This is a genomic window from Lacticaseibacillus sharpeae JCM 1186 = DSM 20505 (assembly GCF_001436225.1).
Classification (GTDB): domain Bacteria; phylum Bacillota; class Bacilli; order Lactobacillales; family Lactobacillaceae; genus Lacticaseibacillus; species Lacticaseibacillus sharpeae.
On record NZ_AYYO01000014.1, the window covers coordinates 26,407 to 46,713 of the forward strand.

The window sequence follows — 20,307 nt, forward strand, 5'->3', positions numbered from 1 at the left end:
ATAGAAGAGGAGTTTATTATTAATGGCCAAATATAACCGAATCGTTCTGAAAGTTAGTGGGGAAGCTCTTGCCGGTGATAACGGCTTTGGGATTAACCCACCTGTAATCACAGATGTCGCAAAGGAAATCAAGGCCGTCCACGACCTTGGCATCCAGATTGCGGTCGTCTGTGGTGGGGGTAACATGTGGCGCGGCCAAACCGGTGCTGAACTGGGCATGGAACGCGCACAAGCTGACTACATGGGTATGCTGGCAACCGTGATGAACGGTCTGGCATTGCAGGATAGCCTCGAATCCATTGGGGTGCCAACCCGGGTGCAGACATCCATCGAGATGCGCCAGATTGCTGAACCATACATTCGGCGGAAGGCTGTTCGCCACCTCGAAAAGGGTCGCGTTGTAATCTTCGCTGCCGGGACCGGTAACCCATACTTCAGTACCGACACGACTGCCGCACTGCGCGCCGCTGAAATCAACGCGGACGCAATTCTGATGGGCAAGAACGGGGTCGACGGGGTTTACTCCGCAGACCCAGCCAAGGACGACACTGCCGTTAAGTTCGAATCGCTCAGCCACCTTGATGTCATCACCAAGGGTCTGAAGATTATGGACACCACGGCAAGTTCACTGTCCATGGATAATGACATTCCTCTGGTTGTGTTTAACCTGAACGAACCAGGTAACATCAAGCGCGTTGTGCTCGGCGAACAGGTCGGCACAACGATTGAAGGGAGAAATTAATCATGGCTAACGTTGCTATCGAACACGCACAAGACACGATGAAGAAGACCGAGGCTGCGCTTGAACGCAACCTCGCCACGATTCGTGCTGGCCGTGCCAACGCCGGTCTGCTCTCGCACATCAGCGTTGAATATTATGGGGCCCCAACGCCATTGCCACAGATGGCCGCAATCACGATTCCCGAACCACGTGTATTGCAGGTGAACCCATACGATAAGTCATCACTCAAGGACATCGAAAACGCCCTGCTCGTTTCTGACTTGGGGATTAACCCAATGAACGACGGGACCGTTATTCGCCTCGTTGTGCCCCAGCTGACGACCGAATCGCGGCGCGACTTGACCAAGCAAGTGGGCAAGCACGCCGAAGAAGCCAAGATTGCCGTCCGCAACATTCGTCGCGACGCAATCGATGACATCAAGAAGCAGCAAAAGGCCGGCGACATCAATGAAGACGACCAGCACCGCCTCGAAAAAGAAGCACAGAAGGTCACAGATGCTGCCACCAAGCGCATCGACGAAATTGCCGCCGCTAAGGAAAAGGACATCATGGAAGGCTAACTGCCGACCATTTCCGCAGGCACGCGCAAACACAAGCTCACGGGAAGGACTATGGACACCAAGGTGCTCTATGGTCCTTTCGTTGTTTTAAGATTAGTTTACAGCCGGCATTTGCACGCGACACGGCGCGGTCTGCCCTTTCATGCAGGCCGGAATTCTGCTAAACTGCTAAGAGAATACTGCGTCGAGTTGGCCGTGAATTATGCGGTTGCACCCGCGAATGTGCGCGTGCAGATTGCGATGGCAAACTCGACTAGCGAGAGGTGGACAGCTTTTGAGCACGGGAAATTTACTTGCGGGCCAAATACCTGCAGAACGTGTCCCCCGGCACGTAGCCATTATCATGGACGGTAATGGTCGGTGGGCGAAGAAGAGATTCCTTCCCCGGATTGCGGGGCACAAGCAGGGCATGGACACGGTACGCACCGTGACGCGCGCCGCCAGTGACATGGGCATCAAGGTGCTGACGCTATACGCATTTTCCACGGAGAATTGGGGCCGGCCGCAGCAGGAGGTTTCGTACCTGATGAGCCTGCCGGTGACCTTCTTCAACAAGTTCGTGCCGGAACTCATCGAACAGAACGTTCGGGTCATGGTCATGGGTGACATTACCAAGCTGCCAGATTCAACCCGGCAGGCAACGGAGAAGGCGATTGCCGATACCGCCCAGAATACGGGCATGGTACTGAACTTCGCGCTCAATTATGGTGGGCGGGACGAAATCGTCCGGGGAGTGCGCGACATTGCGCGCCAAGTTGCCGCCGGTGATCTGGATCCCGACACGATTGATGACGCAACCGTAGCGCAGTCCTTGATGACCGCGCCCCTGGGGGATTTGGCCGATCCCGATTTATTGATTCGGACCAGCGGCGAGGAGCGGATTTCGAACTTCCTGCTGTGGCAGATTGCCTATTCCGAAATGGTCTTCACCGACAAGCTGTGGCCGGACTTCGACGGCGACGCATTGCTTGATGCCGTCAAGCAGTACGCGGCCCGCGATCGCCGGTTCGGTAAGGTTAAATAAATAGGTGCGCCAACTGGGCTTTTTGCCGACGCATTGCTTAAAGGAGAACTAATTTTATGAAACAACGTGTTATCACCGCAGTGGTTGCGCTGATTATCTTCATTCCCATTCTGATTGCTGGAGGCATCTGGATTGATGTTGCCGCCGCCGTCCTGGGATTAGTTGCGATGAGTGAAATCTTCATCATGCGCAAGAAGATTATCGTGTCCCTCGAGGCTCTGGTTGCCGGACTGGGCGTGCTCGCCATGATCCTGCCCGACGCCTTCTTCAACTGGATGCCGAAGAACTTCGGCCGCATCGACTTGCTGGGGATTATCATTGCGCTGCTCCTGCTGCTGACAGTCACGAGCAAGAACAAGACCACGTTCGATGACATCGGGGTCACCGCGCTGTCCATCATTTACATCGGGACCGGGTTCCACTACCTGGCAGCGGTGCGCAACTCGAAGGGCCTCGTCCTGTTGATGTTCGCGCTGCTCATCGTGTGGTTGACAGACTCCGGGGCCTACATCTTCGGCCGGGCGTTCGGTAAGCACAAGCTCTGGCCCGCAATCAGTCCCAACAAGACATGGGAAGGTTCCATCGGTGGGGTCGTAGTTGCGCTAATTTTTGCCGCAATCTACACCTACTTCTTCCCCCTGGGGCACAAGCTCATCACCGTCCTGGCAGTTGCCCTGTTCATGTCCATCTGGGGCCAGCTCGGGGACCTCGTCGAATCTGCGCTCAAGCGGTACTACGGCGTCAAGGACTCTGGTAAAATCCTGCCGGGTCACGGGGGGATTCTTGACCGCTTCGACAGTTTACTGTTCGTTTTGCCACTCCTGCACTGGCTCGGTTTGGTCTAGTTACGGATTGACTGGAGGTAGCAAATGACCACAATCATTTGGTTTATCATCATCTTCGGGACGATTGTCATCGTTCACGAATTCGGCCACTATTTCTTCGCCAAGCGCGCGGGCATCCGCGTGCGTGAATTTTCGATTGGCATGGGCCCCAAGCTATTTGGCACGCGCAAAAACGGGACGGCCTACACGCTGCGGGCACTGCCTCTGGGTGGTTACGTCCGCATGGCCGGTTGGCAGGACGAAGACAGCACGATTCAGCCCGGCGCACAAGTCAGTCTGATTACGAACGCGGACGGCCTCGTTGAACGCATCAACACGAGCGACAAACTCATGCTGGAAGGCGGAATCCCCGTGCAGGTGAGTGGCAGTGACTTAATCAAGAAGCTGATTATTACCGGGTACGTGAACGGTGATGAAAGTGAAGAGGTCACCTACCATGTCGACCACGATGCCACCATCATCGAAAGTGACGGGACGGAAATCGAAATCGCCCCAGAAGACGTGCAGTTCCAGAGTGTCTCCATTTGGCGCCGGATGCTCGTCAACTTCGCGGGGCCGATGAACAACTTCCTGCTGGCAATCGTTGCGTTCTTTGCGTTGGCGCTGGCCATGGGCACGCCATCAACCAGTAACCAAATTGGCAGCGTGCAGACCGGTTCACCCGCAGCGGCAGCCGGCATTCGGGCCAACGACCACATCGTCGCGGTGAATGGCACCGCGACGGCCACGTTTGCGGACCTGCAGACGCAGATTGGCAAGCACAAGAACAGCACCATGACGGTGAAGGTGGATCGCAGCGGCAAGACCAAGACGCTGCGGGTCACACCACAGTCGGGCATGATTGGCATCACCAGCGCCACCAGCCACGGTCTTCTGAACGCGGTGAAGTATGGGTTCACTGAACCGTGGTCGATTGCCGTCCAGATTTTTGACGCGCTCAAGTCGCTCTTCACCGGCGGCTTCTCGCTGAACAAGTTGGCTGGACCAGTCGGGATTTACAAGATGACCAGTCAGGCGGCCCAGGGCGGTCTGTACAACATCATCTGGTTCCTGGCGTCCTTGTCCCTGAACTTAGGGATTATGAACCTGCTGCCCATCCCAATGCTGGATGGGGGCAAGCTCGTGCTCAACATCTTGGAATTGATTCGCCGCAAGCCACTGCCAGCCGAGAAGGAAGGCATGGTCACACTTGTTGGGGCGGCACTCGTATTTGCCTTGATGATTGCGGTCACGATTAACGATATTTTGCGTATTTTCTAAATATAGAATATCCTTAACCACGAAGTACCAGCGGGCATCATGCGTACGCGCACCCGCAAACGTTAGATTAACTGAGGGGAAATGAAATTATGAAACAGAGTCGTGTGCTTATTCCAACGACTAAGGAAGTACCAAACAGTGCGGAAGCTAAGTCCCACCAGCTCATGCTGCGTGGCGGTTACATCAACCAGGTTGCAGCCGGGGTTTACGCCTACCTGCCACTGGCTGACCGCGTGCTGGGTAAGATTGAAGCCATCGTTGACGATGAAATGGCGAAGATTGATGCCGTGAAGATGCGGCAACCATCACTTTTGCCCGCTGAATTGTGGGAAAAATCCGGCCGTTACGCAACGTACGGACCAAACCTGTACAAGCTGAAGGACCGGCACGACCGGGACCTCATCCTCGGCCCAACGCACGAAGAAACCTTCACCGAACTGGTTGCGAACCAGCTGACCAGCTACAAGCGGATGCCAATGGTGCTTTACCAAATCCAAACTAAGTACCGCGACGAAGATCGGCCCCGTTACGGACTGCTCCGGGGCCGTGAATTCATCATGCAGGACGCATACTCATTCACCGCTAACGAAGAAGACCTCGACACCATCTACAAGGAAATGCGGCAGGCTTACCGCAACGTCTTCGACCGCGTTGGCCTGAACTACCGCGCCATCATCGGTGATGGTGGGGCCATGGGTGGGAAGGACTCAACCGAATTCTCCGCCATCGCGCCAATTGGTGAAGACACGATTGTTTATTCTGACGGCAGTGATTACGCGGCTAACCTGGAAATGGCAACGACGCTGACTGCGCCCCAGACCACTGATGAAGCACTCGGTGACCTGCACCTGGTTGATACCGGCGATGCGCGTACTGTTGACGAAGTGGCAGCCAAGCTGAATGTGCCTGCTGACCACATTATTAAGGCGGTCCTGTTTATCGCCGACGAGAAGCCGGTCTTGAGCCTTGTACGCGGTAACTTTGAAGTCAACGACGTGAAGCTGAAGAACCTGCTTGGCGCAGACTTCTTGGATGTGGCTACCGTCGACCAGGTTAAGCAATACATGCACGTTGAACCAGGGAACGTGGGGCCAATGAAGGTTGATGACGACGTCCAGGTTGTTGCGGATAACAGCGTGATGGGCATGGTCAACGCCTTTGCTGGTGCCAACGAGCACGGTAAGCACTTTGCAAACGTTAACCCTGGTCGCGACTTCACCCCAGACACGGTTGCGGACATTCGTTTTGTCGTGGAAGGCGAACCTTCCCCAGACGGCAAGGGGACCCTCCACTTCACCCGCGGGATTGAAATCGGCCACATCTTCAAGCTGGGTACCCGCTACTCAGCAGCGATGGGCGCCAACTTCCTCGACGAAAACGGCCGCAGCAAGCCAATCATCATGGGTTCATACGGGATTGGTGTTTCCCGGCTGCTCTCCGCGATTGTGGAACAGAACTCCGATGACAACGGCATTATCTGGCCAGCCGCCATTGCCCCATACGATATTCACGTGCTGCCAATGAACGTGAAGAAGGCCGACCAGGTTGAACTAGCTAACCAGGTCACCAAGGAACTGGAAGCAGCTGGTTACAGCGTGCTGCTCGATGACCGCAACGAACGGGCAGGCGTCAAGTTCGCCGACTCCGATCTCATCGGCCTGCCAGTCCGGGTTACGGTGGGTAAGAAGGCTGCCGACGGAATCGTGGAAGTTAAGCTCCGCGAAAACGGCGAAGGCATCGAAGTTAAGCAGGAAGAACTGATTAACTCAATCAAGATTTTGCTCGGTAACGCCGAAGCATAAACACGCGCAAAACATGGCGGGGCGGGGACTTTAGTTCCGGTCCCGTTACGTTTTTGGCTTAGTTTTACGGAGAGGGGATTATTCTTTGTTATCAAAACGCGATATGTTCGTCAAGCTGCTTGAACAAATCCAGCTTGATCCCAGCATCAGCAACGCCCCCGCATTCAAAACCGCAACCGTTGAGCAAGTAACCGTCCACGCGCAATCCCGCGTTTACGAGTTCACGCTCGGGATGGATGAGGTGCTGCCGTTCGCCATTTTCCACCAATTCAAGAGTTCATTGGATGCGGCGTTCACGCAAATCGCTAAAACTACAGTCCACATCACGGTTGCTGACCCCAAGTTTGACGTCGGCATGATTCGGGGCTACTGGAACTTCATCGTTGAAAACGGGCTGACGGGTTCCGCGATTGCCGCCCAGCAGTGTGAGAAGATGGAACCAGAACTACGTAACCACACGCTGATTTTGCCCGTTGAGAACCAGCCGATGCTGGAATACTTCCGCGACAACGTGACGGGCGCGCTGGAAAATGCGTACCATGATCTCGGATTCGCCGGTCTCACCATCAAGCCAGAGGTGGACACGGCTGCGGAACAGGCGAACCTGGCTGAGTTTCAGAGCAAGCGCGCGGAACAGACTGCGGCGCTGGCCGAAAAAGCCGCCAGTGTCATTCAGCAGGCCGCCGCGGACCACAAGAAGGCCGTTGAGAACCCCGCCATCATGCTGGGGCGGCCAATCAAGGACAGCGATGAAATCCTGCAGATGGTCACCATTAACCAGGAAGAACGCAACGTCACCATCGAAGGGTACGTGTTCGACGTTGAAGTCCGGGAACTGCGGAGCAAACGCAAGCTGCTGATGGTCAAAATTACCGACTATTCTGGCAGTTTTCTGGTCAAGAAGTTCAGTAACGACAAGAACGACGAGGCCGTATTTGACGGGATCAAGAAGGGCATGTGGCTGCGGGTGCGCGGGTCCGTGCAGGAAGACAGCTATTCCCGCGAACTGACCGTGAACGCCCGGGATTTGATGCAGGTTAGTCACGCTGAACGCCAAGACACGGCGCCAGACGGGGATAAACGCATCGAATTGCACTTGCACACGAACATGAGCCAGATGGATGCGATGAACTCCATCAGCGATTATGTCGGCCGCGCCGCCAAGTGGGGACACGAAGCAATTGCGGTGACCGACCACGCTGGGCTGCAAGCCTATCCTGAAGCACACACGGCGGCCAAGAAAGCCGGCATGAAGATGCTCTACGGGGTTGAAATCAACCTGGTGGACGACGGTACGCCGGTGGCATACCGCAACGACGAACCGCTTGTGCTGGCCGACCAGACCTACGTCGTCTTTGACGTGGAAACCACTGGGCTGTCTGCGGTTTACGACAAGGTGATTGAACTGGCCGCCGTCAAGATGAAGGACGGTGCGGTCATTGATTCCTTCGAAGAAATGATCAACCCCGGATTTGCGCTGTCAGACTTCACGATTAACCTCACCCACATCACCAACGACATGGTGCGTAAGGGTGGCACTGAAGAAGCCGTCATGAAGAAGTTCGCGGCCTTCACCGAGAACACGGTGATGGTCGGGCACAACGTTACCTTTGACGTTGGGTTCCTGAATGCCGCATACCGGCGACTGAACATGTCGGACATTGCGCAACCCGTGATTGACACGCTGGAATTGTCCCGGACGTTGCACCCAGAAAGCAAGAACCACAAACTTGATACCTTGACCAAGCGCTACAACATCGTGCTGGAAAACCACCACCGGGCCAACGCCGATGCGGAGGCGACCGGTTACCTGATGTACGCGCTGTTCAAGGAAGCGGGCGCCATGTTCGGTTGGGACAAGTTGAACCAGCTGAACACGCGCGTTGGTGAAGGGGATGCCTACAAGCAGGCGCGGCCACACCACGCCATTGTCATCGCTAAGACACAGGCGGGCCTCAAGAACCTGTTCAAGCTTGCATCCGAATCGATGGTGAAGTACTACTACCGCGTGCCCCGTGTGCCCCGGAGTCGGCTCGTGCACTACCGCGAGGGCTTGATTGTGGGTTCCGCTTGTTCTAGCGGTGAAGTCTTCACCGCACTGATGCAAAAAGGGGTCGATGAGGCGCGGCAACTCGCCAAGTTTTACGATTACCTTGAAGTCCAGCCGTTGCCGAACTACCGGCCCCTGCTGGATGGTGGGGTGCTGTCTGGTCCTGCCCACGTTAAGGACGTCATTAGTAAGATGATTCAAATCGGGGCCGACCTCGATAAGCCGGTCGTCGCAACTGGCGATGCGCACTACCTAGATGACCACGACGCCATTTACCGCCACATCCTGATTAACAGCCAGGGTGGGGCAAACCCACTGAACCGGCACCCGCTGCCCGACGTGCCATTCCGCACGACCAACGAGATGCTGGACGAATTCAACTGGCTCGGTGCCGATGTGGCCCACCAGATTGTCGTCACCAACACGCACACGGTGGCTGACTGGGTCGATGGTGACATCACCCCAGTTAAGGACAAGCTGTACACGCCAAAGATTCCCGGGGTTAACGAGAACTTTGAGCGCGACGTTATGCGCACCGCCCACGCCTGGTACGGCGAGCAATTGCCCGAACTGGTTGACGCGCGGATTAAGAAGGAACTCAAGAGTATCATCGGTAACGGGTTCGCGGTGATTTATAACATTGCCCAGCAGCTCGTACTTAAGTCCAACAAGGACGGATACTTGGTTGGTTCTCGTGGTTCCGTTGGTTCCAGTTTGGCGGCCACGCTGTCAGGAATTACGGAAGTTAACCCTTTGCCACCACATTATCGTTGCCCGAACTGTCAGTACAGTGAGTTCTACACCAAGGGTGAATACGGCTCCGGTTTTGACTTGCCGGATAAGGATTGCCCGAAGTGTGGTACCGAGCTGATCAAAGATGGCCACGACATTCCGTTTGAAACCTTCCTCGGCTTCCACGGGGACAAGGTGCCTGATATTGACTTGAACTTCTCCGGTGACTACCAGCCAGTGGCGCACAACTACATCAAGATCCTGTTCGGGGAGAACAACGCTTTCCGGGCCGGGACCATTGGGACGGTTGCGGACAAAACGGCGTATGGGTACGTCAAGGGTTATGAACGCGACACTGGGACCGTGTTCCGGGGGGCCGAAATCGACCGCCTGGCGCAAGGGGCAACCGGCGTTAAGCGCACAACCGGGCAGCACCCGGCCGGGATTCTGATTGTGCCGGATTACATGGATGTGTACGACTTCACGCCCATCCAGTATCCAGCCGACGACCAGAGTGCAGCTTGGCGGACCACCCACTTTGATTTCCACTCCATTCACGATAACATCCTGAAGATGGATGTCCTGGGGCACGATGACCCGACGATGATTCGTACCCTGCAGGACCTTTCCGGGATTGATCCGCACACGATTCCCACCGATGATCCTGGCGTCATGGGCCTGTTCTCCGGCACCGACACGATTGGCGTGACGCCGGAACAAATCAACTCGAAGACCGGGACGCTCGGGGTGCCAGAATTTGGGACCCGGTTCGTCCGCGGCATGCTGGAAGAAACCAAGCCGTCGACCTTCTCGGAACTGCTCCAGATTTCTGGACTTTCCCACGGGACCGACGTGTGGCTCGGCAATGCGGAAGAATTGGTGCAGCAAGGCGTCATCTCCCTGAAGGACGTTATTGGTTGTCGTGATAACATCATGATGGACCTTATTCACTGGGGGATGGACGACTCCATGGCCTTCAATATCATGGAACACGTGCGTAAGGGGCGCGGGATTCCGGATGATTGGCAAAAGGCGATGCGGGACAACGAGAACGTGCCGGACTGGTACATCGACTCCTGTCTCAAGATCAAGTACATGTTCCCTAAGGCGCACGCGACGGCCTACGTCATGATGGCGCTGCGGATTGCTTGGTTCAAGGTCTACTACCCACTGGTGTACTACGCAGCCTACTTCTCTGTCCGCGCCGAAGATTTCGACCTCGTGGCGATGAGTCGCGGGAAGGACGCGGTGAAGGCCGCCATAAAGGAAATCAGCGATAAGGGGAACGAAGCTAGCGCCAAGGAAAAAGGCCTGCAGACAATCCTCGAAATCGCCAACGAATGTGAGGAACGCGGGATCAACATCAAGATGGTTGACATCGAAAAGAGTGACTCGCGTGACTTCCTGATCATCGACGACCACACGCTGCTCGCCCCATTCCGGGCAATTCCAGGTCTCGGGGGCAACGTGGCCAAGCAGATTGTTTCCGCACGGGAAGAAAAGCCGTTCCTGTCCAAGGAAGACTTGCAAAACCGCGGGAAAGTTTCTAAAACTCTGATTGACTACATGACCGAGCACCACGTCCTGGACGCTCTGCCCGACGAGAACCAGTTGTCACTGTTTGATAACCTGTTTTAGAACATTTTTTGGGGAATTATGTCCCGGGTTCTGCCGATGCAGGACCCAAAACGCAGAAGCTCCTTGCCGCAACGCCGGCGGGGAGCTTCTTTGCGTTTACGCACGTCACGTGCAGTGCCCGCACGCCGATTTCTTGGTTGATGTTTTGGTTAAATGCATGCTGGTGTATTGCTAAAAGCGGATATTGGCATTAAGCTGAAAAAGTAGAATAAAGATGACCGCACGTGGGCAAAGCTTTTTGCCCACGTCTAAGCGGTCAGTCCATCTTGAAAGGATGAAGATAATGCGTGCCGCAGAATTGATTAGTTTGTTACAGGTTAGCCCCCAAGACCGGCAGCGTGTGCTTGCAACGAACCCGGAGATTACCAAGTTAACCGCGAATACGAAGGAAGTTACCCCTGGAAGCTGTTTTGTCGCTATCCACGGGAACATGTTTGATGGTCACGACCACCTGGCCGAAGTCTTCGCCGCTGGGGCCGAATTTGCCGTTGTTGAACGGCCCGTTGCCCAGGAATTCCGCGACAAGGTCATCAAGGTGCCGAACACCCACAAGGCCCTGGCTCAGCTTGCAGTTCGCTTCTACCACAACCCGAGCCGCGACTTGCGGATGATTGGGGTCACCGGGACGAACGGGAAGACCACCGTTAGCCGCCTGACCGCGAAGATTATGGAAGACGCCGGTTACTCAATGGGCGTTATCGGCACGATTGGGAACGAAGTCGGCGGCGAGAACAAGCCGGCTCTGAACACCACGCCGGATGCGCTGCAGATGCAAAAACTGTTCGCCGAAATGCGGGACGATGGTCAGGCGGGCTGTGCCATGGAGGTTTCCTCCATCGCGCTGGCGCAGGGCCGGTCATGGGGTGTTGACTTTGACACCGTCATCTTCACCAACCTGACTGAAGATCACCTGGATTACCACGGCACGATGGAAGCTTACTTCGAAGCCAAGGCCCAGTTGTTCACACAGGTGGGTAACGGCTACGGAGCCTTCCCGAAGACCGCCGTCATTAACTCCGACGATGAAGCGGGCCTGAAGCTCATCGAGATGAGTACCCAAACCGCCACGAACGTCCTCAGCTACGGCATTGACGGGAACGCGGACATCCGCGCTACGAACGTCCAGGTTTCCGGTCACGGGACCAAGTTCGACATTGAGTTCTTCGGCCAGGTTTACCACGTATCCATGCGCCTGATTGGGAAGTTCAACGTCTACAACGTGCTCGCGGCATTCGGTGCTGCGTACGGTCAGGGCCTGACACCAGAACAGATTATTCACTCTCTGGAAAATGCGGTCGGCGTGCCCGGGCGCTTCCAGGTTGTGCCGAACGAGAAGGGCATTATCACCATCATCGACTACGCCCACACGCCAGACGGTCTCGAGAACGTGCTGGAGACCATCCACGAGTTCGCGAACGGCAAGGTCTACTGTGTTGTCGGTTGTGGTGGTGACCGGGACACGAATAAGCGCCACATCATGGGTAACATCGCCGTGAAGATGGCCAGCAACCCAGTGTTCACCTCCGATAACCCGCGGACAGAAGACCCACAGGCCATTTTGGACCAGGTTACCAGCCAACTCACCCCAGACCAGTACGTGGAGATTCCTGATCGCCGTGAAGCCATCAAGTATGCGATTGGCCACGCGCAGGAAAACGACGTTGTGCTGATTGCCGGTAAGGGTCACGAGGACTACCAGATTATCGGCCGCACCAAGCACCACTTCAGCGACTACGAAGAAGCAGAAAAGCTGCTGTAGTCGAACCCCCAATATTTACTGAAATCGCACCGCACACTGATTGCAAATAAAATCGGCGTGGGACGCGATTTTTTTACGGCTGCAAATTTTTTTGGCGGCGGTCGCAGCTTGTGCAAGCCAAAAATGCATAAAATAATTATTTGTTGGTGCCGCCAGCGCCTGATGCGTTGCGCCTTACGGAACTTTGTGGTATGTTGGTGATAGGAATTCTAGACCTCGGTCGAGTGAGCAGCGATGCTCACTCTTTTTATTGGCATATGTGGCCTAGAAGTGAATGGAATTGTGCTTGTGAATGCCGGTGTAGCGCGGTTTGGCAAAAACCGTCGGGCCGTGCGCATGGGTGCAAATGACGATTTGCGCCTCAGCACCGTACCATTCACGGCAAAAAGCAAAAAAATATTTTTTTGTGAAAACTGCGGGGATTAACCCGCGTTACCTAAGGAGGGACACGATGAGTACTGTAGTTGACAACGTGAAGACGATTGTCGATCCAATCCTGAAGCAGCACGACTTCTACCTGGCGGATATCGAATTCGTTAAGGAGGGTGCTGGTTGGTACCTGCGCGTTTACATTGACAAGACCGGTGGCATCACGCTGAACGACTGTGTCGTTGTGAACGACGAGCTTAGTGAAGCACTTGATAACGTTGATCCTGACCCAATTCCGCAAGCTTACTACTTGGAAGTTTCCAGCCCGGGTGCTGAACGGCCACTCAAGACCGAACAGGACATGGAGCATGCGGTGGGTGAATACATCCACATCAGTTTGTTCCAGAAGCTGGATGGCACCAAGGTGTTCGAAGGCACGCTGCTTGAACTGAACCCTGATGACCTCACACTTGAGGTTCAAATCAAGTCACGGAAAAAGCAGATTAAGTTCGACCGGAAGAACATCGCGAACGCGCGACTTGCAATTAAATTTTAAAATTCGGTAGTTTAACCCAACTACTTGCGTAAGGAAGGAATCAACATGTCAAAGGAAATGATTGAGGCACTCGATGCCTTAGAAACCGAGAAGGGCGTTAAGAAGGAAATCGTCATTGAAGCTCTTGAAGCGGCTTTGACCAGCGCCTACAAGCGGAACTACAACCAGGCCCAAAACGTTGAAGTAACCTTCGACCCAAAGAAGGGTGACATCAAGGTTTTCGCCGTTAAGGAAGTTACCGAAGAAGTCTTTGATTCCCGTCTGGAAGTTAGCCTGAAGGACGCCATGGAAATCAACAAGGCTTACGAAATCGGCGACGAAATCAGCTTCGAAGTTACACCACGTGACTTCGGTCGCATTGCGGCACAGACGGCCAAGCAGGTCATCATGCAGCGGGTGCGTGAAGCCGAACGGGCGAACGTGTACGATGAATACTCCAAGTACGAAGAAGAAATCATGCAGGGGGTTGTGGAACGCCGCGACAACAAGTTCGTCTACGTTTCCCTCGGTAAGATTGAAGCCGTACTGGGCAAGGGCGACCAGATGCCAAACGAACGTTACGAAGCACATGACCACGTCAAGGTGTTCGTAACGAAGGTTGAAAACTCCGCTAAGGGGCCTCAGGTCTTCGTTAGCCGGACTGCACCAGGACTCGTTAAGCGCCTGTTTGAACAGGAAGTCCCAGAAATTTTTGACGGTACTGTTGAGATCGTCGGAATTGCCCGTGAAGCCGGCGACCGCACCAAGATTGCGGTTCGCAGTACGAACGAAGACGTTGATGCTGTTGGGACAACCGTTGGTCCTCGCGGTGCCCGGGTCCAGGCCGTAGTCAATGAACTGTCTGGTGAAAACATCGACGTTGTTCAGTGGGAAGAAGACGCTGCGGACTACATCGCCAATGCCTTGAACCCCGCACAGGTCATCGCCGTGCAGTTCAACGACGAGAACAACGAACGCAGCGCAACCGTCATTGTTCCTGACTACCAGCTCTCACTGGCAATCGGGAAGAAGGGCCAAAACGCACGGCTCGCCGCTAAGCTCACCGGTTTCAAGATTGACATCAAGCCTGAATCTGAAGTGGAATTCGTCGATGATGAAGAACTCACCGAAGAGGACCAGGCACTGGTTGATGAAACCGACGCCTCAGAGGCCGCAGTTGCCGATGATGACGCAGCCACAACAGATACGACTGCAGATGACGATTCTGCGGACCAGTCTGAAGAATAATAGTTAACCAATCTTAACGAAGGGGGTGGCATCTAAATGAAACCACGTAAAATTCCAATGCGTAAGGATTTGCTTTCGGGCACCATGCAACCGAAGAAAGAAATGATCCGCGTTGTGAAGACCAAGGATGGCGACCTAGCAATCGACCCAACTGGGAAGCAAGCTGGTCGCGGTGCGTACGTCGCACTGGATCCAGACGGGGTCAAGAATGCCGCTAAGAAGAAGATTCTCGAATCCGCCTTTGGGATTGCCGTTAGCGCTGAGTTCTACGACGAACTCTACGCTTACGTTGATCACCAGAAGGCCCGCAGAGAACTTTTTGGCGACAAGGCATGAATGACAACACTAAGTTGATGAATCTTATTGGCCTAGCGCAACGTGCACGCAAACTGGAGACTGGAACTGATTTCACAATCAAGGCCATCGCCGGGGGTAAGGCACGGTTAGTTATTCTTGCAAATGACGCTAGCGCTAATCTGACGAAGAAGATTACCGATAAGGCAGCTTTTTACCACGCCACGGTTATTACACCTTTAACCGAGACGGAATTAAGCATCGCTATCGGTCATAAACGCACGGTCATCGCGATTCTTGATGCAGGCCTTGCTAAGGCAATCACGAAGCTGACCGCACAAAGATAGGAGCGTGAACAGATGGGCAAAAAGCGTGTATATGAACTCGCAAAAGAGCTGAACATCAGCAGTAAGGATGTTCTGGCGGCTGCGCAGTCACACGGTATTGACGTAAATAACAACATGAACTCCATTAACGAACAGGATGAGAAAACGATCAAAAAGGCAATCACAAGCTCAAACACACCAGAAGTAAAGACTGCAAAGGCCGAAGCTAAACCAGCTGCACCAAAGCAGGAAGCACCAAAGACGGCTGCAAGTGAACCCAAGAAGCAAAAGGACGAGGTTAAGCCTGCTTCCGAGGTGAAGACCGGCACGACCCACGCCAACCACGTGTCCGCTGACGGCAAGACGAAGATCAGCAAGAACGCTATCCGTCGTCCTGGCACCCAGCGTCCTGGCACGCAGGGCAACCGCAACCGCAACAATGGCGGGAACCAGCAGGGCCAGCGGAACAACAACGGCCAGCGCAATGCCAATGGTAACCAGCGCGGCGGTCAAAATGGCAACCGGAATAACGGTAGCAACAATGGTCAGCGCAACGACCAGCGTCGTAACAACGACCGCAACAATAACAACAACCGCGGCCGTTTCAACAACAACCAGCAGGCAGCACCAGCAACGCGGCCAAACCCAGGCCGTGCAGCAGCGCGCGCCGAAGCTTTGCGTCAGCGCCAGCAGAGTGAATTCCGCACAACTGCCGCACCAATCGGCAAGTTCGAGGAAGCACCAAAGCCAAAGGTAGAACCAAAGCAGGCCGCAAAGCCAGCAGCACAGGTTACGCCAAAGCCAGCAGCGCCAAAGACTGCGGCACCAGCAGCTAAGAAGCAAAACCAAAACAACCGCCCAGCTAGCCAGAACAAGACAAGCAACACGGCTGCTAAGCCAGCGAAGAAGGAAGCAGTGGTTGAAGAACGCCAGCAGAAGCGTGAACGTAACTTCCGCTCAGGTCGTCAAGAAACGCCTTACAAGGGTAAGCGCAACAAGCGTAACCGTCGTAACCAGCGCAACAACGAACCAAAGAAGCCAGTTTCTGTACGTAAGGACCGGCCATTGCCAGAAACCTTGGTTTACACTGAAGGCATGAACGTGCAGGATCTGAGTAAGCTGCTCCACCGCGAACCAGCTGAAATCATCAAGAAGCTCTTCATGCTCGGCATCATGGTTAACCAGAACCAGAGCCTTGACGGCGACACAATCGAACTCATTGCAACGGACTACGGTATCGAAGCAGAGAAGAAGGTTGTTGAAGACATCACCGACCTGGACAAGGTCTTTGAAGAAGAAACCACGACGACCGAAAACCTGACGCCACGGGCACCAGTTGTTACCATCATGGGTCACGTTGACCACGGGAAGACGACCCTGCTGGACAAGCTGCGTCACACCCACGTGACCGAGGGTGAAGCCGGTGGGATTACCCAGCACATCGGGGCTTACCAAGTTAAGCTCAACGACCGTCTGATTACCTTCCTGGACACCCCAGGGCACGCTGCCTTCACCAACATGCGTGCGCGTGGTGCTGATATTACCGATATCATCGTGCTGGTTGTTGCCGCCGATGACGGGGTAATGCCACAAACCATCGAAGCTATCAACCACGCTAAGGCCGCGAACGCACCAATCATCGTTGCGGTCAACAAGATTGATAAGCCAGGTGCCAACCCGAACCACGTTATGGAACAGCTCTCTGAATACGAACTGATTCCAGAAGAATGGGGTGGTGAAACCATCTTCGTGCAGATTTCTGCCAAGTTCGGTAAGAACATCGACGAACTGCTCGAAATGATCCTGATGGAAGCTGACATGCTGGAACTCAAGGCTAACTCCGCCCAGAAGGCTGTCGGGACTGTTATCGAAGCCCGTCTGGACAAGGGTAAGGGCCCAGTTGCGACCGTCCTCGTTCAGCAAGGTACCCTGCACGTTGGGGACCCAGTCGTTGTTGGGAACACGTTCGGCCGTATCCGGACCATGACCAACGACCGCGGTCGTCGCGTTAAGGAAGCCGGCCCAAGTATGCCAGTCGAAATCACCGGGACGAACGATGTGCCTCAGTCCGCTGACCGTTTCGTTGTCTTCCCAGATGAGAAGACGGCGCGGGCAGCAGGTGAAGAACGTGCCAAGCGTGCGCTCGAAAAGGTTCGTGAACAGACGCACCGTGTCACCTTGGACAACCTCTTCGAATCCATGAAGGAAGGTCAGCTCAAGGAAGTTGACGTCATCATCAAGGGTGACGTTCAGGGTTCTGTTGAAGCAATCGACGGCTCACTGCGGAAGATTGATGTTCAGGGCGTTCGCGTCAACATCATCCACAAGGCCGTTGGTGCGATCAACGAATCTGACGTAACGCTGGCAAGTGCATCGAACGCCATCATCATCGGGTTCAACGTCCGTCCTACTGCGCAAGCACGGGCCCAGGCTGAAACCGAAGACGTCGACATTCGTCTGCACAGTGTCATCTACAAGGCAATCGATGAAGTCGAATCTGCCATGAAGGGGATGCTGGAACCAGTCTACGAAGAAAAGATCATTGGTTCTCTGACTGTGCGTGAAACCATTCACGTTTCTAAGGTTGGGACCATTGCCGGTTCTTACGTTGACACTGGGTTCATCACCCGCGACGCTGGCGTCCGCCTGATTCGCGACGGCATCGTGATTCACGAAGGTAAGCTTGGTAGTCTCAAGCGCTTCAAGGACGACGCCAAGGAAGTTCGTTCTGGCTTCGAATGTGGTTTGACCATCGACGGTTACAACGACATCAAGGTTGATGACCAGATTGAAGCATTCAAGATGGAAGAAGTGCCAGTTAAGTAAGCGACGCCCGGTTACGGGTGCAGCGCTACTTGATGACATTTCCCACCGATTGTGGAGGATAAAACCATGAAACACCGTATTGGTCGTGTTGAAACACAACTCCAGCGCGAAATTGACGACATTCTTCTGAAGCTCGTCAACGATCCACGTGTCTCTGGCGTCACCATCACCGGCGTAAAGCTGACTGGTGACCTCCAGCAGGCAACCGTCTACTTCAGCATTCTTAGCGATGATCAAAAAGCAATTGATGACGCTAAGGCGGGCTTGGACAAGGCTAGCGGCATGATTCGCCGTGAAGTCGGACAGCGGATTCGGCTGTTCAAGGTGCCCACGCTCGAATTCAAGCAGGATGAGTCCGTGCAGTATGGCGCTCACATCGACGAACTGCTTGCAAAGGCGCGGAAGAACGGCGACTTATAGTACAACCCGAAAGGCTGCGGATTATTCCGCAGCCTTTTTTGGTATAATGGAGCCATATTTGTTTTCGTGGAGGAGAGAAAATGCGAATCGCAATTGATATTATTCTCGGGGTGCTCATCGTTGCCGGCGTCGTCCGGGTATTTGCCATGCTTTACGGCGTTGGTGATAGCTGGTGGGCCCGCTTTGCCCGCGACCTCGTGTTGCTGTGCTGCCTGGTCGTCGGGATTGGGGGCATCGGGATGGCGGTTTATAGCGGTTACCTCGTGGCCCAGACCGGTAATATGCATGGGCTGAGTCTAGTCATTTTGTACCTCATCATCGGGCTGGCCGCGCTCATTGCGGCAAAGTTCGCGTTCTGGCCGAAGAAGAAATAGGGCAATTTTCGTGTCTATCTGGACAAGTTTCTGAAACTAAGAGTAAACTCTGCTACAATAGTTTGATAGAAATATTAAAAAATTGGTAACGGGGAAATTCGATGGACACAATCATTAAGCTATACAAACCTTTTTTTGAGGCCAGCGACTGGCACGCCGCCGTGATGACTAGTGCCGGGCTCATGACCATTTTGACCCTCGCAATTATGGAATGCTTACTTTCCGTTGATAACGCGGTGGTACTCGCGGCCCAGACCCAATCGCTCGGGGACCCGAAAAAAGAACGGAGCGCGCTGATGTGGGGGCTATGGGGCTCGTACATTTTCCGCTTCATTGCTATCGGCCTGGGTACCTACCTGATGAAGTTTTGGCTAGTTAAGGCCGTTGGTGCTGGGTACCTGCTCTGGATGGCGCTGCATTTCTTCTATGAACAGCACATGCCCAAGCCCACGAAGACGGAAGAGGCGGTAACCAAACCCAAGTCCTTTTGGGGAACGGTGGCAGCCATTGTCTTGCTGGACTTCGTGTTCTCTATCGACTCGATTCTGACCGCGCTGGCCATCGACAACAACCCGGTCATCGTGCTCATCGGGGGGATGATTGGGATTCTGGCGATGCGGTTCGTGGCCCAGATGATGATTGTGTTGCTCACGAAGGTCCCAGAGTTGCTCTACATGGCCTACGTGCTGATTGGCTTCATCGCCATCAAACTTGCCCTGAGTTTGCCGATGATTAACATCGAAATCTCGAACACGTTCTTTAGCCTGTTCGTGCTGGCCGCATTCCTGGCGACGTTCGGGGTGCACTGGTACCGGGGCCGCACGCAAACGCGTAAGGACGTTTAATTAAAAGTCAGACAAGTGGTTGCGGATCATTCCGGAACCACTTCTTATTGGAGGAATAATTGTGGACGGATTTTTGCCCATTTACAAACCAGCTGGAATGACGAGCGCCGACGTGGTATTCAAGGTGCGCAAAATCGTGCACATGAAGCGCGTGGGCCACTCGGGCACCCTCGACCCCAGTGTTGACGGCATGTTACCGATTGCGCTGGGAGCAGCCACGAAGGCGATTAGCCGGCTGCAAGCGAGCGGCAAAATCTACACGGGCGCCGTCCAGTTCGGCTTTGCCACCACCACCGAGGACCTGGACGGTGAAGTCGTTGAGCGCACGCCACTTACTGAACCATTTAGTGACGCGGAAATCGACGCGGCCATGGCACAGTTCAAGGGTGAAATCGTGCAGATTCCGCCAATGTTTTCGGCCGTTAAGGTTAACGGCCGGCGCCTGTATGATTACGCCCGCGCTGGTGAAACCGTGGAACGGCCCAAGCGCCTTGCCCAGATTGATAATTTTGCCCGGACCGGCGCGACTAGTTTTGATGCGACCACGGGTACCCAGAGCTTCCCGTTCATCGCGGAAGTGGGGAAGGGCACGTACATCCGCACCCTGTCCGTTGATTTAGGCCGCAAGCTGGGCGTGGCGGCAGCGATGAGTCAGCTC

Annotated in this window: 17 protein-coding genes; all 17 read left to right on the forward strand. The window is 54.5% G+C overall.

All coding sequences use genetic code 11. The annotated features are described in order from the left end of the window. The first annotated feature begins 22 nt into the window (after positions 1-22). Positions 23-742: a UMP kinase gene (pyrH, locus tag FC18_RS04315; RefSeq protein WP_054678193.1), complete on the forward strand. Its 720-nt coding sequence runs from the start codon at positions 23-25 to the stop codon at positions 740-742. A 2-nt stretch (positions 743-744) separates the two neighbouring features. Continuing rightward, the gene (gene frr, locus FC18_RS04320) at positions 745-1,302 is read left to right on the forward strand and encodes a ribosome recycling factor (protein ID WP_056975544.1); all 558 of its coding nucleotides are present in this window, start codon (positions 745-747) and stop codon (positions 1,300-1,302) included. 274 nt (positions 1,303-1,576) lie between these two features. Then, positions 1,577-2,326: an isoprenyl transferase gene (locus FC18_RS04325; RefSeq protein WP_054678191.1), complete on the forward strand. Its 750-nt coding sequence runs from the start codon at positions 1,577-1,579 to the stop codon at positions 2,324-2,326. 56 nt (positions 2,327-2,382) lie between these two features. Then, positions 2,383-3,171 (forward strand): phosphatidate cytidylyltransferase, encoded by a 789-nt coding sequence (locus FC18_RS04330; RefSeq protein WP_056975547.1) that lies wholly within the window; start codon positions 2,383-2,385, stop codon positions 3,169-3,171. Positions 3,172-3,195: 24 nt separating this feature from the next. Then, on the forward strand, positions 3,196-4,431 hold the full coding sequence (rseP, locus tag FC18_RS04335) for an RIP metalloprotease RseP (protein WP_056975549.1): 1,236 nt from the start codon (positions 3,196-3,198) through the stop codon (positions 4,429-4,431). Between the two features lie 89 nt (positions 4,432-4,520). Continuing rightward, positions 4,521-6,233 carry a proline--tRNA ligase gene (locus FC18_RS04340; protein WP_056975551.1) on the forward strand — a complete coding sequence of 571 codons (1,713 nt, stop codon included), beginning with the start codon at positions 4,521-4,523 and terminating at the stop codon, positions 6,231-6,233. A 103-nt stretch (positions 6,234-6,336) separates the two neighbouring features. Then, positions 6,337-10,653 (forward strand): PolC-type DNA polymerase III, encoded by a 4,317-nt coding sequence (locus FC18_RS04345; RefSeq protein ID WP_056975553.1) that lies wholly within the window; start codon positions 6,337-6,339, stop codon positions 10,651-10,653. Positions 10,654-10,936: 283 nt separating this feature from the next. After that, positions 10,937-12,412, forward strand: a complete 1,476-nt coding sequence (locus FC18_RS04350) for a UDP-N-acetylmuramoyl-L-alanyl-D-glutamate--2,6-diaminopimelate ligase (RefSeq protein WP_056975555.1) — start codon at positions 10,937-10,939, stop codon at positions 12,410-12,412. Between the two features lie 451 nt (positions 12,413-12,863). Further along, complete coding sequence (gene rimP / locus FC18_RS04355) at positions 12,864-13,337, forward strand: ribosome maturation factor RimP (protein ID WP_054678190.1); 474 nt, start codon at positions 12,864-12,866, stop codon at positions 13,335-13,337. A 45-nt stretch (positions 13,338-13,382) separates the two neighbouring features. Beyond that, on the forward strand, positions 13,383-14,564 hold the full coding sequence (gene nusA, locus FC18_RS04360; protein ID WP_054678188.1) for a transcription termination factor NusA: 1,182 nt from the start codon (positions 13,383-13,385) through the stop codon (positions 14,562-14,564). Positions 14,565-14,600: 36 nt separating this feature from the next. Then, a complete protein-coding gene (rnpM, locus tag FC18_RS04365; RefSeq protein ID WP_056975557.1) occupies positions 14,601-14,900 on the forward strand; it encodes an RNase P modulator RnpM in 300 nt (99 codons plus the stop codon). Then, the gene (locus FC18_RS04370) at positions 14,897-15,205 is read left to right on the forward strand and encodes a YlxQ-related RNA-binding protein (RefSeq protein ID WP_054678186.1); all 309 of its coding nucleotides are present in this window, start codon (positions 14,897-14,899) and stop codon (positions 15,203-15,205) included. Before rnpM ends, FC18_RS04370 begins: the two co-directional genes overlap by 4 nt. A gap of 12 nt (positions 15,206-15,217) precedes the next feature. Continuing rightward, positions 15,218-18,010 carry a translation initiation factor IF-2 gene (infB, locus tag FC18_RS04375; protein WP_056975559.1) on the forward strand — a complete coding sequence of 931 codons (2,793 nt, stop codon included), beginning with the start codon at positions 15,218-15,220 and terminating at the stop codon, positions 18,008-18,010. 66 nt (positions 18,011-18,076) lie between these two features. Further along, a complete protein-coding gene (rbfA, locus tag FC18_RS04380; protein WP_054678182.1) occupies positions 18,077-18,430 on the forward strand; it encodes a 30S ribosome-binding factor RbfA in 354 nt (117 codons plus the stop codon). A gap of 80 nt (positions 18,431-18,510) precedes the next feature. Beyond that, the gene (locus FC18_RS04385; protein WP_054678179.1) at positions 18,511-18,804 is read left to right on the forward strand and encodes a hypothetical protein; all 294 of its coding nucleotides are present in this window, start codon (positions 18,511-18,513) and stop codon (positions 18,802-18,804) included. A 101-nt stretch (positions 18,805-18,905) separates the two neighbouring features. Next, the gene (locus FC18_RS04390; protein ID WP_054678177.1) at positions 18,906-19,649 is read left to right on the forward strand and encodes a TerC family protein; all 744 of its coding nucleotides are present in this window, start codon (positions 18,906-18,908) and stop codon (positions 19,647-19,649) included. A 61-nt stretch (positions 19,650-19,710) separates the two neighbouring features. Continuing rightward, a partial coding sequence (gene truB / locus FC18_RS12285; protein ID WP_235804207.1) for a tRNA pseudouridine(55) synthase TruB occupies positions 19,711-20,307 on the forward strand: 597 nt, incomplete at its 3' end.

Bases quoted from the DNA above. Each gene is read 5' to 3' on its own strand.
- pyrH (WP_054678193.1), top strand. From the start codon at position 23: ATGGCCAAATATAACCGAATCGTTCTGAAAGTTAGTGGGGAAGCTCTT.
- frr (WP_056975544.1), top strand. From the start codon at position 745: ATGGCTAACGTTGCTATCGAACACGCACAAGACACGATGAAGAAGACC.
- FC18_RS04330 (WP_056975547.1), top strand. From the start codon at position 2,383: ATGAAACAACGTGTTATCACCGCAGTGGTTGCGCTGATTATCTTCATT.
- rseP (WP_056975549.1), top strand. From the start codon at position 3,196: ATGACCACAATCATTTGGTTTATCATCATCTTCGGGACGATTGTCATC.
- FC18_RS04340 (WP_056975551.1), top strand. From the start codon at position 4,521: ATGAAACAGAGTCGTGTGCTTATTCCAACGACTAAGGAAGTACCAAAC.
- FC18_RS04345 (WP_056975553.1), top strand. From the start codon at position 6,337: ATGTTCGTCAAGCTGCTTGAACAAATCCAGCTTGATCCCAGCATCAGC.
- FC18_RS04350 (WP_056975555.1), top strand. From the start codon at position 10,937: ATGCGTGCCGCAGAATTGATTAGTTTGTTACAGGTTAGCCCCCAAGAC.
- rimP (WP_054678190.1), top strand. From the start codon at position 12,864: ATGAGTACTGTAGTTGACAACGTGAAGACGATTGTCGATCCAATCCTG.
- nusA (WP_054678188.1), top strand. From the start codon at position 13,383: ATGTCAAAGGAAATGATTGAGGCACTCGATGCCTTAGAAACCGAGAAG.
- rnpM (WP_056975557.1), top strand. From the start codon at position 14,601: ATGAAACCACGTAAAATTCCAATGCGTAAGGATTTGCTTTCGGGCACC.
- FC18_RS04370 (WP_054678186.1), top strand. From the start codon at position 14,897: ATGAATGACAACACTAAGTTGATGAATCTTATTGGCCTAGCGCAACGT.
- infB (WP_056975559.1), top strand. From the start codon at position 15,218: ATGGGCAAAAAGCGTGTATATGAACTCGCAAAAGAGCTGAACATCAGC.
- rbfA (WP_054678182.1), top strand. From the start codon at position 18,077: ATGAAACACCGTATTGGTCGTGTTGAAACACAACTCCAGCGCGAAATT.
- FC18_RS04385 (WP_054678179.1), top strand. From the start codon at position 18,511: ATGCGAATCGCAATTGATATTATTCTCGGGGTGCTCATCGTTGCCGGC.
- FC18_RS04390 (WP_054678177.1), top strand. From the start codon at position 18,906: ATGGACACAATCATTAAGCTATACAAACCTTTTTTTGAGGCCAGCGAC.